This is a genomic window from Actinoplanes subglobosus, from assembly GCF_042650585.1.
Taxonomy (GTDB): domain Bacteria; phylum Actinomycetota; class Actinomycetes; order Mycobacteriales; family Micromonosporaceae; genus Actinoplanes; species Actinoplanes subglobosus.
In genome coordinates, this window is sequence record NZ_JBHSBL010000024.1 from 329319 (window position 1) to 342660 (window position 13342).

General features: G+C 72.6%; 19 protein-coding genes. 13 read left to right on the forward strand and 6 right to left on the reverse strand.

What is annotated here, in order from left to right; genetic code table 11:
• The first annotated feature begins 133 nt into the window (after positions 1-133).
• From ACFO0C_RS35615 to ACFO0C_RS35640, 6 genes are all read left to right on the forward strand, one after another.
• A complete protein-coding gene (locus ACFO0C_RS35615; RefSeq protein ID WP_378071172.1) occupies positions 134-937 on the forward strand; it encodes a glycosyltransferase family 2 protein in 804 nt (267 codons plus the stop codon).
• Complete coding sequence (locus ACFO0C_RS35620; RefSeq protein WP_378071173.1) at positions 930-1736, forward strand: glycosyltransferase; 807 nt, start codon at positions 930-932, stop codon at positions 1734-1736. Before ACFO0C_RS35615 ends, ACFO0C_RS35620 begins: the two co-directional genes overlap by 8 nt.
• A gap of 41 nt (positions 1737-1777) precedes the next feature.
• On the forward strand, positions 1778-2299 hold the full coding sequence (locus ACFO0C_RS35625; RefSeq protein WP_378071174.1) for an RNA polymerase sigma factor: 522 nt from the start codon (positions 1778-1780) through the stop codon (positions 2297-2299).
• Entirely contained in the window at positions 2296-3306 is a 1011-nt protein-coding gene (locus ACFO0C_RS35630; RefSeq protein WP_378071175.1) for a CU044_5270 family protein, read from the forward strand. Before ACFO0C_RS35625 ends, ACFO0C_RS35630 begins: the two co-directional genes overlap by 4 nt.
• A 118-nt stretch (positions 3307-3424) precedes the next feature.
• Positions 3425-3790 (forward strand): STAS domain-containing protein, encoded by a 366-nt coding sequence (locus ACFO0C_RS35635; protein ID WP_378071176.1) that lies wholly within the window; start codon positions 3425-3427, stop codon positions 3788-3790.
• Positions 3791-3861: 71 nt separating this feature from the next.
• The gene (locus ACFO0C_RS35640) at positions 3862-4272 is read left to right on the forward strand and encodes an RpiB/LacA/LacB family sugar-phosphate isomerase (RefSeq protein WP_378071177.1); all 411 of its coding nucleotides are present in this window, start codon (positions 3862-3864) and stop codon (positions 4270-4272) included.
• Positions 4273-4276: 4 nt separating this feature from the next.
• Here the strand turns inward: ACFO0C_RS35640 and ACFO0C_RS35645 are convergent, their stop codons facing one another.
• The gene (locus ACFO0C_RS35645) at positions 4277-4582 is read right to left on the reverse strand and encodes an STAS domain-containing protein (protein ID WP_378071178.1); all 306 of its coding nucleotides are present in this window, start codon (positions 4580-4582) and stop codon (positions 4277-4279) included.
• The gene (locus ACFO0C_RS35650) at positions 4579-4860 is read right to left on the reverse strand and encodes a hypothetical protein (protein ID WP_378071179.1); all 282 of its coding nucleotides are present in this window, start codon (positions 4858-4860) and stop codon (positions 4579-4581) included. Before ACFO0C_RS35650 ends, ACFO0C_RS35645 begins: the two co-directional genes overlap by 4 nt.
• Before the next feature lie 130 nt (positions 4861-4990).
• Between ACFO0C_RS35650 and ACFO0C_RS35655 the strand changes: the two genes are divergently transcribed.
• The 5 genes from ACFO0C_RS35655 (at position 4991) to ACFO0C_RS35675 (ending at position 8456) form a co-directional block, all read left to right on the forward strand.
• Positions 4991-5677, forward strand: coding sequence for a response regulator transcription factor (locus ACFO0C_RS35655; protein WP_378071180.1), 687 nt, complete (start codon positions 4991-4993; stop codon positions 5675-5677).
• Entirely contained in the window at positions 5674-7017 is a 1344-nt protein-coding gene (locus tag ACFO0C_RS35660; protein WP_378071181.1) for a sensor histidine kinase, read from the forward strand. The genes ACFO0C_RS35655 and ACFO0C_RS35660 overlap by 4 nt, the downstream gene beginning before the upstream one ends.
• Positions 7014-7583: a GerMN domain-containing protein gene (locus tag ACFO0C_RS35665; RefSeq protein WP_378071182.1), complete on the forward strand. Its 570-nt coding sequence runs from the start codon at positions 7014-7016 to the stop codon at positions 7581-7583. The genes ACFO0C_RS35660 and ACFO0C_RS35665 overlap by 4 nt, the downstream gene beginning before the upstream one ends.
• Before the next feature lie 90 nt (positions 7584-7673).
• Positions 7674-7940, forward strand: a complete 267-nt coding sequence (locus ACFO0C_RS35670) for a DUF3040 domain-containing protein (protein WP_378071183.1) — start codon at positions 7674-7676, stop codon at positions 7938-7940.
• A gap of 138 nt (positions 7941-8078) precedes the next feature.
• Entirely contained in the window at positions 8079-8456 is a 378-nt protein-coding gene (locus tag ACFO0C_RS35675; RefSeq protein WP_378071184.1) for an STAS domain-containing protein, read from the forward strand.
• Between the two features lie 120 nt (positions 8457-8576).
• On the opposite strand, the gene def is transcribed toward ACFO0C_RS35675, so the two are convergent.
• Together def and ACFO0C_RS35685 are read right to left on the reverse strand one after the other, a co-directional pair.
• Positions 8577-9086: a peptide deformylase gene (gene def / locus ACFO0C_RS35680; protein ID WP_378071185.1), complete on the reverse strand. Its 510-nt coding sequence runs from the start codon at positions 9084-9086 to the stop codon at positions 8577-8579.
• A 9-nt stretch (positions 9087-9095) separates the two neighbouring features.
• On the reverse strand, positions 9096-10391 hold the full coding sequence (locus ACFO0C_RS35685; RefSeq protein ID WP_378071186.1) for an MFS transporter: 1296 nt from the start codon (positions 10389-10391) through the stop codon (positions 9096-9098).
• Between the two features lie 88 nt (positions 10392-10479).
• On the opposite strand from ACFO0C_RS35685, the gene ACFO0C_RS35690 reads away from it, so the two are divergent.
• Together ACFO0C_RS35690 and ACFO0C_RS35695 are read left to right on the forward strand one after the other, a co-directional pair.
• Complete coding sequence (locus ACFO0C_RS35690; RefSeq protein ID WP_378071187.1) at positions 10480-11046, forward strand: winged helix-turn-helix domain-containing protein; 567 nt, start codon at positions 10480-10482, stop codon at positions 11044-11046.
• The gene (locus ACFO0C_RS35695; protein ID WP_378071188.1) at positions 11039-11926 is read left to right on the forward strand and encodes an MBL fold metallo-hydrolase; all 888 of its coding nucleotides are present in this window, start codon (positions 11039-11041) and stop codon (positions 11924-11926) included. The genes ACFO0C_RS35690 and ACFO0C_RS35695 overlap by 8 nt, the downstream gene beginning before the upstream one ends.
• A 98-nt stretch (positions 11927-12024) precedes the next feature.
• Here the strand turns inward: ACFO0C_RS35695 and ACFO0C_RS35700 are convergent, their stop codons facing one another.
• Both ACFO0C_RS35700 and ACFO0C_RS35705 read right to left on the reverse strand, forming a co-directional pair.
• Entirely contained in the window at positions 12025-12768 is a 744-nt protein-coding gene (locus ACFO0C_RS35700) for a maleate cis-trans isomerase family protein (RefSeq protein WP_378071189.1), read from the reverse strand.
• Positions 12765-13310, reverse strand: coding sequence for a TetR/AcrR family transcriptional regulator (locus tag ACFO0C_RS35705; protein ID WP_378071190.1), 546 nt, complete (start codon positions 13308-13310; stop codon positions 12765-12767). The genes ACFO0C_RS35700 and ACFO0C_RS35705 overlap by 4 nt, the downstream gene beginning before the upstream one ends.
• Between the last annotated feature and the right edge of the window lie 32 nt (positions 13311-13342).

The window sequence follows — 13342 nt, forward strand, 5'->3', positions numbered from 1 at the left end:
GACGCCACGTCACCGCTGTCGTACGGTCGGTCATCGATGATGGCCGTTCCTCCCATTGGTGTCCACATCGGCCGGTGCGAGGATTCCTCGTGTCGCCGACGGACCGGGGGGAACCGTGGCCATTCTGGGTGTGGTGATTCCGACGCACCACGGGTCGGCCCTGCTCGACCGCAGTGTGCGCTCGCTGGCCGGGCAGACGCTGACCCGTGACGTGCACGTGGTGGTGGCGGTCAACGACGACCGGGCCGACAGTCTCGACCGGGCGAACGCACTGGCCCCGTTGCTGCGGGCCGCCGGGATGGCGTGCGCCGTCGTCCGTACCGCGCCCGGCCGGTCCGCGGCCCTGCGGGCCGGTGACCGTCTGCTGCCGCCGGGCGCACGGCTCTACCTGGACCAGGACGCGGTGCTGTCGCCGTCGGCGGTGGCCACCCTGCTCACCGTGCTGGCACCCGGCAGCGGCGTGCATTTCGCGGCGCCGGCTATGCGGCCCGCCCCGGCCCGCAGTGCGGTGACCAGGGCCTACTTCCGGATCTGGCGGGAGTTGCCGTATGTGCGGCGGTCACCGGCGACCTGCGGGGTCTACGCGGTGTCGGCCGAGGGCCGGGCGCGGTGGGGCGACCTGCCCGACCTGCATTCCGACGACAAGTGGGTACGGTGGCACTTCGCACCCGACGAACGCCGGGTCGTCCCGGGGGAGTGGTATGAGGTGGTCGCCCCCGACGGACTCCGGGACCTGCTCCGGGCGCGCCGCCGCTACCAGGGCGGCAACCGTGAGCTGCGCGGCCTGCCGGCGCTGCCGCCGTACCCCGACGACCACATCCGTTACCGTGGCGCCGTGCGGTCGCTGCTGGCGAAACCGGCGGCGTGGCCGTCCGCGGCGGTCTTCCTGGCCGTGCACGCGGCCGGCCGGATGACGCCGAGGCGGCTCGGTGACTGAGGTCGACGTCGTCATCCCGGCCCACAACGAGCAGGCCCTGATCGGCGCTTGCCTGGCCGCGGTCACCGGCGACGCGCACGGGCTGGACGTGCGGGTCATCGTGGTCGCCAACGGCTGCGACGACGCCACGGCCGACATCGCCCGTACCGCCGGGGTGTTCGTGATCGAGTTGCCGGAACCGTCGAAACCGGCCGCGCTGAACGCCGCCGGCCCCCACCTGCGCGGCGTGCCCGTCGTCTACCTGGACGCGGACACGGTGATCACCCCGGGGACGCTGCGGGCCCTGCTCACCGCGATGGACGCCGCGGGCGGCCCGGTCCTGGCCGGTCCCCGGCCGATCCTGGTCCGCTCGCCGAGCCGGATCACCCGCGGGTTCGCCGCCGTCTGGTCGCGCCTGCCGTCGGTGGCGGGTGACGTCATCGGCGGCGGCTGCTACGCCGTCAACGCCGAGGGCCGCCGCCGGTGGACCGACTTCCCGGACGTGATCGCCGACGACGGCTACGTCCGGTCACTGTTCGCCCGGCCCGAGCGGCTGGTCGTCGACGGGGCCGGATTCCTGCTGGTCCTGCCGTCCGGTCCGGACCTGGGCCGGGTGCTCGCGCGATGGCGTCAGGGCAACGCCGAGCTCGGGCCGTCCGCGTCACCGGCCGGCGGCCACCGCGGCAACGCCCGGGCGGTGCTGGCCCGGCCGGGCCTGTGGCCGTACCTGCCGGCGTTCCTCTGGGTGCAGGTGACCAGCCGGTTCCATCGGCGCCGCCGGTGGGCGCGGGCCGACAGCCTCCGCGAGAATCGGGTGTGAACCCTCCCGCCGTGCCGGACACAGGCAAGGTGGGAGGTCGAATGGCGAACTCAGAGGAACGGTTCACGGTGCTGTACGAGCAGCACTACGACGCCGTCGAACGATATGTACGCCGCCGCATCGAGGCCGCCGCCGTGCGGGACGTCGTCGCGGAGGTGTTCCTCGTCGCATGGCGGCGGCTGCCGGAGGTTCCGGCCGACGCGCTGCCCTGGCTGTACGGAACGGCACGCCGCACGCTGGCCAACGAGGTCCGCGGCGCCGGCCGGCGGGCGGCGCTGACCGCGCGGGCCGCCGGTCACGGCGGCTTCTCGTCCGGTGACCACGCCGACGACGTGGCCGGCCGGGTCAGCGTCACCGCGGCCCTGGCCCGGCTCTCCGGCACCGACGCCGAGGCTCTGCGTCTGGTCGCGTGGGAGGGCCTGACCCTGCGCCAGGCGGCCCGCGCGGCCGGCTGCTCCCTGCCCGCGTTCGCGATGCGGCTGCACCGGGCCCGCGCCCGGCTCCGGCAGGCGCTCGACGGCACCCCCGCCCACCTGACCACCCTGAGAGGAGAGCCCACGTGACATCGTCCCTGACCCGTGACGTCCGCCGTCTGCTCGGCCCGGCCGACCCGGCCGGCGGCGGCCCGCTGACCGCCGTGACCGACCGGCACGCCGACCTCGAACGGATCCTCGCGAGCCCGCGGCCCCGGCAGGCCCGGCCCGCCGCCCGGCGCCCGGTGACCGTCGCCGCCGCGCTGGTGCTCCTGGTTCTCGCCGGGCTGCAATTCGCGCCCCTGCCACGGCCGGCGTATGCGGCCACCCCGGAGCCGCTGCGGTTCAGCGGGGCCGCCGGATCGGCCCGCGAGACGCTGACCGGCATCGCCGAGAGGGCGGCCGCCGTCCCCGCACCGGCCCGCACCGGCGACGACGAGCACCTGGTCGTCCAGTCGTGGAGCCTGTGGACCCAGGTCGACGGCGAACGCGTCACCTCCGCGATCATCCCGTCGCGGGCCGAGTCGTGGCGCGGCCCGGACGACTCCGGGCGGCGGGTCACCGGCTTCGAGGATCCGCGCTTCACCTCCACCGGCGAGGAATGGCTGTGGCGGTACCGGAATCTGTTCGACGACAGCCTCGGCACCCGGACCGAGGAGTACCCGGCCGGGCGGTTCCCGTCGATGTGGGCGGGCCCGCCGCCGGCCACCGGCACGGACGCCTGGCTGCACGTGGGCCACCCGAAGGAGAACGGGCCGTACGAGACGATCGTCGCGGTCACCGACCTCGCCCGCGAACGGCTGCTCATCCCGGCCGTCCGCGCCTCGGTCCTGCGGATCGTCGCCGAACTGCCCGGCCTGACCTACGACGGGACGGTCACTGACCGGGCCGGGCGGACGGGTGCCGCCTTCTCGGTCACGACCGACGACAGCGGCCTGCCGACCCGCCACACCCTCGTCGTCGACCCGGCCACCGGCGCCCTGCTCGGCTACGAGCAGATGCTCACCACCGACGCCGGCAAGCTCGACGTCCGGGTGCCGGCGGTGATCGGCTACGACGCCTACCTGACCGCCGATTTCGAAACCCGGCCGCGGTGACGTATCGACTCCTCCGTCCGGGGTAACCGTGCGGCCCGCGGCCACGCGGGACGAGTAGGTTCGCGGCGCGGGAACGGCATCCGCCGGCTCCCGCGACCGCTCCGGACGGGAACGGCACATGGATGACGAGATCAGCGCCGTGGTGGCCCGCATCGGCCCCTCGGTGACGACGGTCGCCGTGACCGGCCCGCTCGACTCGGTCACCGCCGCCGTCTTCACCGGACGCCTCCACCATGTCCTCGACGGCCTGCCGTCACCGCACTCGGTGATCCTCGACCTGCTCGGTGTGGAGTTCCTGGCCGCGTCAGGCGTCCGCGCCCTGATCCGGGCCGGTGACCGGTGCCGGGCCCGCCGCATCGACCACCACCTGCTCGCCGGCGGCACCGTCCGCAGCCTGCTGTCCCTGGCGCTGCCACCCGGCAACCCGCCCCTCGTCGGTCCGGCCGACCGCGACAGCCTCCTGGCGGAGCTGGCCGCCCGGTGACGGTCGCCGGCACCACCTCGGGCTCGAGCCTGGTCACGGCGTGCTCAACCGAACGGGCCTAGGGTGGCCGGATGCGGGTTGCGTTCGCCACGGATGACGAGAACGAGACGACACGGGCCGTGGCGCGGGCCCTGACCGACGACGGGCACGAGGTGATCGGCCCCGGCGGCGGGGAGAGCTGGCCCGACCTCGGCCGGTTCGTGGGCCGGGCGGTCGTCGACGGGCGGGCCGACTACGGCGTGGTGATGTGCTGGACGGGGACGGGCACGGCGATCGCCGCCAACAAGGTGCCCGGCGTGCGGGCAGCGCTCGCCTGGGACCCGTGGATCGCTCGCGGCGCCCGCCTCTGGAACGACGCGAACGTGCTGGCCATGAGCCTGAAGCGGCTCGCGCCGGACGTGGCGGTCGAGGTGCTGCGCGCGTTCCTGGACACCCCGGAACCGGACCCGGACGAGGCCGGCAACATCGCCGCGATCGAGTGACCGGTCAGGCCGCGGCCTCTTCCGGCTCCTCCTCGCCGCGGATCGTGAAGACCCCGTCGAGACGCATGGTGTGCAGCACGGTCAGCACGAACCGCGACGGCCCGACCAGGGACAGCGTCGCCCCGCGCTGTTTCGCCGACCGGTGGGCGCGGACCAGGAGCCCCAGCCCGGCCGAGTCGATGGTCCCGGCCGCCCGCATGTCGATGACCAGGTCCCGGCCGGCGTCGATGGTCTCGGTCACCACCGGGCGGATCCGGTCGGCCAACGCCTGGTCGAGGTCGGCCGGCAGTACGACGACCCGGGCCGTCATCGTGTCTCCCGGTCCGCGGACGGCCGGTCGGCGGTCAGCGCCACGATCGTGACACCCGCCGCGGCGAAGAGCACCTGCAGGATGATCTCGGGCGTGGCCGGGGTGGGCGGGTCGGTGGCCGCCATCCGGGTGAGAACCGTGGCCAGCAGCGCGGCGGCCACCCCGGCGGCGGGCGGCAGCCACAGTGGCAGACTCCGTCGGCGGCCCGCCAGGAGACGGCCGGCGACGCCGAGGACCACACCGACGGTGACCGCGATGATCAGACTCTGACCCGTCATGACCCCTCCTTCTCTGGACGTGGTTCGACGACCGCAACACTGCCCGCCGTGATCTGCGGACGTTTCCCGCACCCATGACAGTTGCGTGACAAACGGGCCGTCGCCGTGTCCGCGAGACAGGATGGGAAGCATGACCGCGGTGTTGCTGATCGAGGACGACGACCGGATCCGCCTGTCCCTGGCGATGGCCCTGGAGGACGAGGGCTATACGGCGCATGCGGTGGCGACCGCCGAGGAGGGCCTGATCGCGCAGCGCCGGCACCGCGCCGACACGGTGCTGATCGATCTGATGCTGCCCGGCATGGACGGCTACGAGTGCATCCGGCAGATGCGCCGTGACGACGACGTCCCGATCGTCGTGGTCAGTGCCCGCGACGACACCCATGACATCGTGGCGGCGCTGGAGGCCGGCGCCGACGACTACGTCGTCAAACCGGTCAAGGTCAAGGAGCTGGCGGCCCGGCTGCGGGCCCTGCGGCGCCGGGGCCGGGCGGCCACCCAGCCGGCGGCGCCGGCGACCTCGGTGCTGACGTTCGGAGATCTGGAGGTACGGCCGGAGGCCGGCGAGGTCAGGCTGGGCGGCGAGCCGGTGGCCGTGACCCGCACCGAGTTCCGCCTGCTGTGCGAGCTGGGCGACCACCCCGGTCTGGTCCTGTCCCGCCAGCAACTGCTCCAGCGGGTGTGGGGGCACGAGTTCGGCGACGAGCGGGTCGTCGACGTGCACGTCGGCCGGCTGCGGCAGAAGATCGAGCGGGAGACCGGCAATCCGCGGCACCTGGTGACGGTCCGCGGCCTGGGCTACAAGCTGCAGCCGTGAGACCGATCGGCCTGCGTGCCCGGGTCAGCGCCGCCTTCGCCCTGGGCGCGCTGATCCTGTCCGCCTGCATCAGCCTGGTGTCGTACGAGTCGGTCCGCAACACCCTGTTCGCTGAGCGGGAGCGGACCGCGGTGCGGGCCACCTACTACGACGCGACGGTGGTGAACGCGGGGATCACCGGGCCGGCACCGGACGTGCTGGAGGTGCTCCAGTCGCTGGACACCGGCTCGGACCGCTACGTGCTGCTGTATCTGGAGGGGCGCTGGCACTCCCGCAGCGCCGATCTGGCGGTCGACACGGCCGTACCGCCAGGGTTGCAGGAGATGACGGCCGGCGGTGAGGCGGGGGCGCAGCGGATCCGGCGGGACGGCCGCCCGGCGCTGATCGTGGGCGTCCCGCTGAGTGGTGGGGCGGTGTTCTACGAGATCGTGTCGCTGGGCGAGCTGGACCGTACCCTGCGGACTCTCGCTCTCGTCCTCACCGGCGTCGCGATCATGGTCGCCGCCGCCGGGGCCGCCGTCGGGTGGTATGTGACCCGCCACGCGCTGCGCCCGGTGGCCGCGGTGGCCGAGGCGGCGCGCGGCATCGCGAGCGGTGACCTGACCACTCGCCTGGATCCGGCGACCGAACCTGATCTGGCTCCGTTGTCGGCGGCGTTCAACGACATGGCCGACCAGCTGGCCCGCCGGCTCGAACGTGACCGCCGGTTCGCCGCCGATGTCAGCCACGAGCTGCGGTCGCCGCTGCAGACGCTGGAGGCCGCCGCCAGTGTCCTGGACAAGCGCCGTGACCAGGTCGACGAACGGGCCGGCGCCGCGATCACCCTGGTCACCGCCGAGATCACCCGCTTCCAGGCGCTCGTCAACGACCTGCTCGAACTGGCCCGGACCGACCAGCCCGCGCACCGCGAGCCGGTCGACGTGGCAGCCCTCGCCCAGCGGGTCTGCCGGTCCCGGAACCTGCCGGCCGACCTGGTCGAGACGGTCCCTGGGACGCCGGAGACCTGGTCGGTGGACCGGCGCCGGGTCGAGCAGGCGCTCGGCAACCTGATCGACAACGCGGTCCGCTACGGTGGCGGCCCGACCGCTGTCCGGGTCGGGCCCGGCTATCTGGAGGTCGACGACACCGGGCCGGGCGTGGCCGAGAAGGATCAGGCGACGATCTTCGACCGGTTCGTGCGGGGGCCGGCCGCCAACGCCCGCGGCGACAGCGACGGGACCGGCCTGGGCCTGGCCATCGTCGCCGGTCACGCGGCTGCGCACGGCGGCGGGGCAAGCGTCTCCGAGCGGCCCGGCGGCGGCGCCCGGTTCCGCGTCACCCTCCCGGGAGGACAGAGTTGACCGGCGTACGGGTCCTCGCCGCCCTCTTGACCGGCCTGCTCCTGCTCGCCGGGTGCGGTGTGCCCGCCCAGGACGAGCCGCACCAGGTCACCCTGCCCCGCCGCCCGCTGAACGTCGCCGCGTCGGCCTCCACGCCGGAACCGGTGGGGGAGGTGGCGCAGGTTCTCTGTCTGACCCGTGACGACCGGCTCGTCGAGTCCGTCCGCCGGTCCGGGACCGCGCTCGGCCCGCAGCGGCAGCTCGATCTGCTGGTGGCCGGTCCGACCCCGGCCGAGCAGGCGCAGGGATTGAGTACCGCGCTGGCCGCGGCGGTGCTGACGGTGACCGTCCCCGCCGCGAGCAGCACGGCCGCCGTGGAGATCCGGGAACCCGAGGAGGGTGCCGGCCGGGTCGATGACGCGGTCGCGTACGGCCAGATCGTCTGCACTCTCACCGCCCGCGCCGATGTCGCCGCCGTCGTCTTCCTCCGCGACGGGCGGCGTCTGCAGGTGCCGCGGGGTGACAGTCAGGTCACCGACGACCCGCTGACCGCCGACGACTACCGCACGCTGATGGATCCGCCGTGACGAACCATCCGCTCCATGCCATGCCGGTGGTGGCGGAAACGGGGTATGCATGGAGGGGCAAGGTCCACGTACCGATGGGTGGTGAGGGAGTTGTCCACCAGAGACACGCGCCGGGAGTTCGAGGCGATCGTCGGGAAACTCGCGGCGGAGGATCCGTCGCTGGCCCGGCCGGTCCGGATGATCCCGCGGCGGGTTCTGCTGTCGGTGCTGGCCGTCGTCGGCGGCCTGGTGTGGGCGGCACTGTCGGTGCTGATGGTGGTGTGGGGCGCCGTCGGCGTGATCATCACCGTGGTGACCGTCGCCGTCGCCGTCGGCCTGGGTGTCCATCGACAGCGGCGGCTTCTGTCAAACAAATGACATGATCCCGTGCGGTCATCGTCGTGTGGCCCGGCGAACCTCGTCCTCAACCAGGGGAGATCCCTGAACCAGGGAGATCCCTGAACCAGGGAGATCCCAGGACCAGGGGAGATCCCCGCGCGAGGAGGGACCAGGAGCATGCCGGAACCGGTCACGGGCTTTCCCGACACGGTCAGGATCGAGGAGCGTGGCGGCGCCGCCGTCGTCACGGTGCGCGGAAACGTCGACGCCGGGTCGGCGCCGCTGCTGCGTGACGCGCTGGCCTGGGCCGTCACCTGTCACGACCGGATCGTCGTGGACCTCTCCCTCGCCGGGAACATCGACAGGGCCGGCCTGGGCGTGCTCAGCGCCGCCCAGGACCGCGCGGGTCACCGGGGCGTGCAGCTCTGTTTCACGGCGCCGTCGGCGCTGCTGTTGACCGCGCTGTGCGAGATCCGGACCAGCACGGATCCGGCGTCCTTCACGTTGCCGGAGGCGCCGGCGCTGCCCCGTTTCGAGCCGGAGACGACCGGATGACGGCGCCCGAACCGGTACGCCGTCACCCGCATCAGTATCTTTCGCCCCGGTCGTGGCATTCGTGTCCCTGTCGTATGACAGCGGCATGACAGTTCGGTCCGGAGGGCGCCGCCGGATGGTTCACGACGGCGGTGTGAGGCCGGCCTCGCGCAGCAGGTCGTCGCGCCGCGTCACGGGCAGCAGGTCGACGTAGAGGGTGCCGTTCAGATGATCGGTCTCGTGTTGCAGGCACCGTGCGAAATACCCGGTCCCGGTGACCGTGACCGGGTGTCCGTCGCGGTCGGCGCCGGTGACCGTCGCGACCGACGCCCGCGGCACCTCGGCGCGGGGGCCCGGCACCGACAGGCAGCCCTCGGTGCCGCCGTCGAGCTCGTCCGACAGTGCCGTGATCACCGGGTTGACGATGTGGCCCGTCCGGCGCACGTCGTCGGCGTCCGGGCAGTCGTAGACGAAGATCTGCGCGTCGACGCCGATCTGGTTGGCGGCCAGACCGACGCCGTTGGCGGCGTACATCGAGGCGAACATGTCCTCGATCAGGTCGGCGAGACCCTGGTCGAAGACGGTGACGTCGGCGCAGCGGCGGTGCAGCACCGGCGTGCCGTAATACGTGATCGGTCGTGCGTCAGCCATCGCCGCACCCTACCGGCGGGCCGGCCCGGCGACGAGCCCCGCGGTGCCGGCGGACGTGGTGGTGGATGTGGCGGCTCCGGCGAACCTCAGGGCGATGCCCGTCGCGCCGGCCACGCCGACGACGGTCAGGAACGCGAACGGCAGCCACCGCAGGCCGTCGAGGTCCAGCAACGCGCCGGTGACCGCGCTGACCCCGGCCGCGAGCAGCGACGACACGAGGTAGAAGAAGCCGAAGTAGGTGCCGGACAGGCGCTCGCTGCCGATCGCCGGGATCAGCTCCAGCATGAACGGGGCGGTGATCGACACCCCGGCGCTGAACAGCACCGTCCCGGCCAGCACCGGCACCACCGCGACCAGCGCCGGCCCCGGGTCGAGCGCGACGGCGGCGGTCGGGAGGAGCGGTGCGGCGATCGCGAGGGGCACGAAACCCGAGCTGAGCAGGAACAGCCCGATCGACATGGACACGCCCGCGCTCCACCGGCGGCGGCATGCGGCGACCAGGCGTACGCCCGAGGTGAGCCCGACGATCGTCGACACCACGAAGACCGCGGTGACCGCCGGCGCCTGCCCGGTGATCCGCCGGGCCTCCAGCGGGATCGCCAGGTAGAGCTGGTTGAACAGGGCGAAGTAGGCGGCCCCGGACAGCGTGTAGGCGAGGAACCGCCGGTTGGTGACGACCTGCCGCCACGACTGGAGCACCCCAGTCTCCGGCGTGGGCCGGCGCATCGACGGCAGCACGAAGGCCTGCGCGACGGTCAGGATCGCGAAGACCACGCAGGCGACGGCGCTGACCAGCCGGAAGTCGACCGACAGCAGCAGGGCGCCGAGCAGCGGGCCGATCAGGGTGCCGGCGTTGGCGGCGACGTTGACCCAGGAGAACGTCTCGGCGCGACGGCCGGGGGAGGCGTGGGTGAGGTAGGTCTGCGAGGCCGGGGCGAAGATCGCGCCGGCGATCCCGGTGATCACGGTCGCCGCGATGATCCCGGCGGGGCTGGTGACGAGGGCGAACAGGGCGAACGCGACCACCCGCAGGCCGCACCCCAACATGATCATCCACCGCAGGTCGAGCCGGTCCGCGGCGGTGCCGCCCACCACGTACAGCCCCTGCTGGGACAGCGTCCGCAGGCCCAGGATCGTGCCGACCAGCGCGGTCGCGAAGCCGAGGTTCTCGCGCAGGTGGGCGGCCAGGAACGGCAGCACCATGAAGAACCCGAGGTTGATCCCGAACAGGTTGACGATCAGTAGCCGCACCGTGGGGGAGAGGTCCCGCCAGCCGACTCTGGGTGGAGCTTCGGCGGCCGGCACTCCCGCCACGCTAGTGCCCGCGACACGCCAACCGCAATGTCAAAGAGGTCTTTGACACTTCGCAATATGTCAAAGTAGTCTTTGGCATATGCGGATCACCGATCCCACCGCCATCCGGGCCCTGGCCCACCCACTCCGGCTCGACCTGCTGGAGCTCCTCGCCACCAGCAGCCCGGCGACGGCCGCCCAGTGCGGCCGGGTGCTCGGCGTCTCGCAGGCCAGTTGCTCCTTCCATCTGCGCCAGCTCGCCAAGTACGGCTTCGTCGAGGACGCCGGCCCCGGCCGTGACCGCCGCGAGCGCCAGTGGCGGCTGCCCGACCCGCGGCCCACACTGCGTCTGTCGGCCGCCGACAGTCCGGTCGTCCGCCGCCAGATCGAGCGGATGGTCGTCGAGCGCGAGATGCAGGCGATCCTCGCGTTCATCGACAGTGACGACGACGAGAGCACCGCCTGGCGTCGCGGCGCCGGCCTGACCACCGCGTTGGCGCTGCTCTCGGCCGAGGAGGCCGAGCAGCTCAAGACCCAGTGGCTGGCGCTGCTGGAGCCCTATCTCGCCCGATCCGAGTCGACCGTGGACGCCCGTCGTCCCGGCCGCCGGTTCGCCCGCTTCTTCCTGTCCGCGACACCTTTGCCCACGGAGGCTGCTGATGAGTGATCTCGACGTCGACTGGATCCACGGTCGCCGTGGCGAGCCCGCGATCCAGACCCACTTCTACGACGACGACACGGTGATCCTGCGACAGAGCAAGCGTCTCGACTACGAGGCGCCGTTCCTCTACCTCCTGTTCGGTAACGACCGGGCCCTGCTCCTGGACACCGGTGCCACCGCCGACGCCGCCACGTTCCCGCTGCGTGCGACGGTCGACGCGCTGGTGGAGCAGTGGCTGGCGAGGAATCCGCGGGTCGACTACGAGCTGATCGTCGCCCACTCCCACGGCCACGGTGATCACGTGGCGGCCGACGCCCAGTTCGCCGGCCGCCCGGCCACGAGGGTGGTGCCGCACGGTGTGGCGGAGGTGCGCGCCTTCTACGGTTTCCCCGGTGCGCTGACCGGCGCGGTCACCTTCGACCTGGGCGGCCGGGCCTTGGAGATCATCGGCTCACCGGGCCATCACGAGGCGGCGGTGACCGTCTACGACCCGCGGACCGGCATCCTGCTCACCGGTGACACCGTCTACCCCGGCCGTCTGTATGTCGATGATCACGACGCCTTCCGCGACACGATCGACCGTCTGATCACCTTCAGCGAGACCCACCCGGTGACCCACGTCCTGGGCTGCCACATCGAGATGACCAGCAGGCCGGGCCGTGACTACCCGCTGGGCTCCCGCTACCAGCCCGACGAGCACGTCCTCCAGCTGACCGTCGCCCATCTCCGCGAGATCCGCGACGCCGCGGCGCAGGCCACCGGCGACTCCGAGAGGATCCACCGGACCGATTTCATCCTCTACATCAACCCCGGCAAAAGAGAAAAACGGCACCTTCTGGTACGGGCAAAGCTCCGCCGTCTCCAGGAGTCCCTATTGCACCGTTGACCCACGACGTCAGAACCCTTGACAGGCCGCCGGTGCCGGCAGCTGATGTCCAGAAGCGCGCCGGTCGGCGCTCGGGGTGGAGGGTGTGGTGTGGCAGGTCAGTGTTCGCGGAGGAGGGTGCCGGCTCCGGAGACCTGGTCGCTGAGGCCGTGTGATCGCAACGCGTGCCACAACGTGGCCGCGTTGATGGCGATCACCGGCTTGCCCAGGTCGCGTTCCAGCCGGTCGGCCAGGCCGACGAACGACAGATTGGTGCCGACCTGCACGATCGCGTCCACCTCGGGCCCGTCCAGCGACGCGACCAGGTCGACGAGCCGGGACGGAGGCACCCGGGCGATGTCCATGGCGGTCGGGCAGCGCAGCCCGGTGATCGCCGTGACCTCGAACCCGGCCTCGGTGAAGTACCGACCCACCTCCCGGTCGGCGATCGGCTGGTAGGGCGAGAACACCGCGATCCGCCGGCATCCCAGCTCGGTCAGCGCCGCCCGGCACGAGCCGGCCCCGGTGGTGACCGGCAGTCCGGTCCGTTCGCGCAGCCGCCGCTCGAAGGCCGCGTTCCCCTCGACGCCGCCCCAGAACGTCTCCGCCGACATCCCCATCACCAGGCGGTCGGGTTCGGCGGTGAGCGCGTCCCGCACGGCGGTGTCGATCGACGCCCGGATCTGCCCGAGCAGGGCCTCGAATCCGGCGTCGTCGTTCATCACCGGGTCGGGGATGTACATCGACCCGGCCCGGTAGGCGACCCCGGGCACCCGGGCGCCCCAGTAGTCGTGCTCGACGACGGTGTTGGTGCTCGGCACGATCACGCCGAAGACGGCACGGGGGCCGACGATGTTGGTCACTGCTGGTTCCGCGCTTCCGTGAAGGTGTCGACGATGCGGTGGGCACGATCGCGGGCGGCGGTACGGTCGAGCAGCAGCGCGTCCAGCAGGAGCGGCGACGCGATCATCGCCACGCCGTCCTCGCGCTCGCCGTCGGTGGCCCCGGCCGCGCGCAGCACCTCGTGGAAGGGTGCGAGCAGGTCACTCACGTACCGATGCCGGAGGTCGGTCGCCGCGGCCACGACGAGCGCTTGCAGAAAGGCGCCCACCGGCCGGTCCCGGAGCCGGTCGCACAGTCGGTCCACCTCGGCGTGCAGGTCTTTCGCGAGGTCCCCGCTCGGTGTGCCGGCCGGGACGGGCGCGACGTCGATGAGGGCCGCGAGCACCGCCGCCGGTGTCGGCCAATGCCGGTAGATGGTGGACCGTGACACCCCGGTGACCTGGAACAGCCGCTGAGCGGTGAGGGTCGCCGGCCCTTCGGTGAGCAGCAGGTCGAGGGCGGCCGTGAGCACGACGGCCTCGGTGTCGCTGGTGGGCCCGGCGGGCCGTCCTGGTCGTGTCACGGGAATAGACGATACACCTTGTACTCGAAACC

Excerpts from the sequence above, each read along its gene's own strand:
- ACFO0C_RS35655 (WP_378071180.1), top strand. The coding sequence starts at position 4,991 with ATGACCGCGGTGTTGCTGATCGAGGACGACGACCGGATCCGCCTGTCC.
- ACFO0C_RS35650 (WP_378071179.1), bottom strand. The coding sequence starts at position 4,860 with ATGACGGGTCAGAGTCTGATCATCGCGGTCACCGTCGGTGTGGTCCTC.
- def (WP_378071185.1), bottom strand. The coding sequence starts at position 9,086 with ATGGCTGACGCACGACCGATCACGTATTACGGCACGCCGGTGCTGCAC.
- ACFO0C_RS35675 (WP_378071184.1), top strand. The coding sequence starts at position 8,079 with ATGCCGGAACCGGTCACGGGCTTTCCCGACACGGTCAGGATCGAGGAG.
- ACFO0C_RS35640 (WP_378071177.1), top strand. The coding sequence starts at position 3,862 with ATGCGGGTTGCGTTCGCCACGGATGACGAGAACGAGACGACACGGGCC.
- ACFO0C_RS35625 (WP_378071174.1), top strand. The coding sequence starts at position 1,778 with ATGGCGAACTCAGAGGAACGGTTCACGGTGCTGTACGAGCAGCACTAC.
- ACFO0C_RS35695 (WP_378071188.1), top strand. The coding sequence starts at position 11,039 with ATGAGTGATCTCGACGTCGACTGGATCCACGGTCGCCGTGGCGAGCCC.
- ACFO0C_RS35645 (WP_378071178.1), bottom strand. The coding sequence starts at position 4,582 with ATGACGGCCCGGGTCGTCGTACTGCCGGCCGACCTCGACCAGGCGTTG.
- ACFO0C_RS35635 (WP_378071176.1), top strand. The coding sequence starts at position 3,425 with ATGGATGACGAGATCAGCGCCGTGGTGGCCCGCATCGGCCCCTCGGTG.
- ACFO0C_RS35690 (WP_378071187.1), top strand. The coding sequence starts at position 10,480 with ATGCGGATCACCGATCCCACCGCCATCCGGGCCCTGGCCCACCCACTC.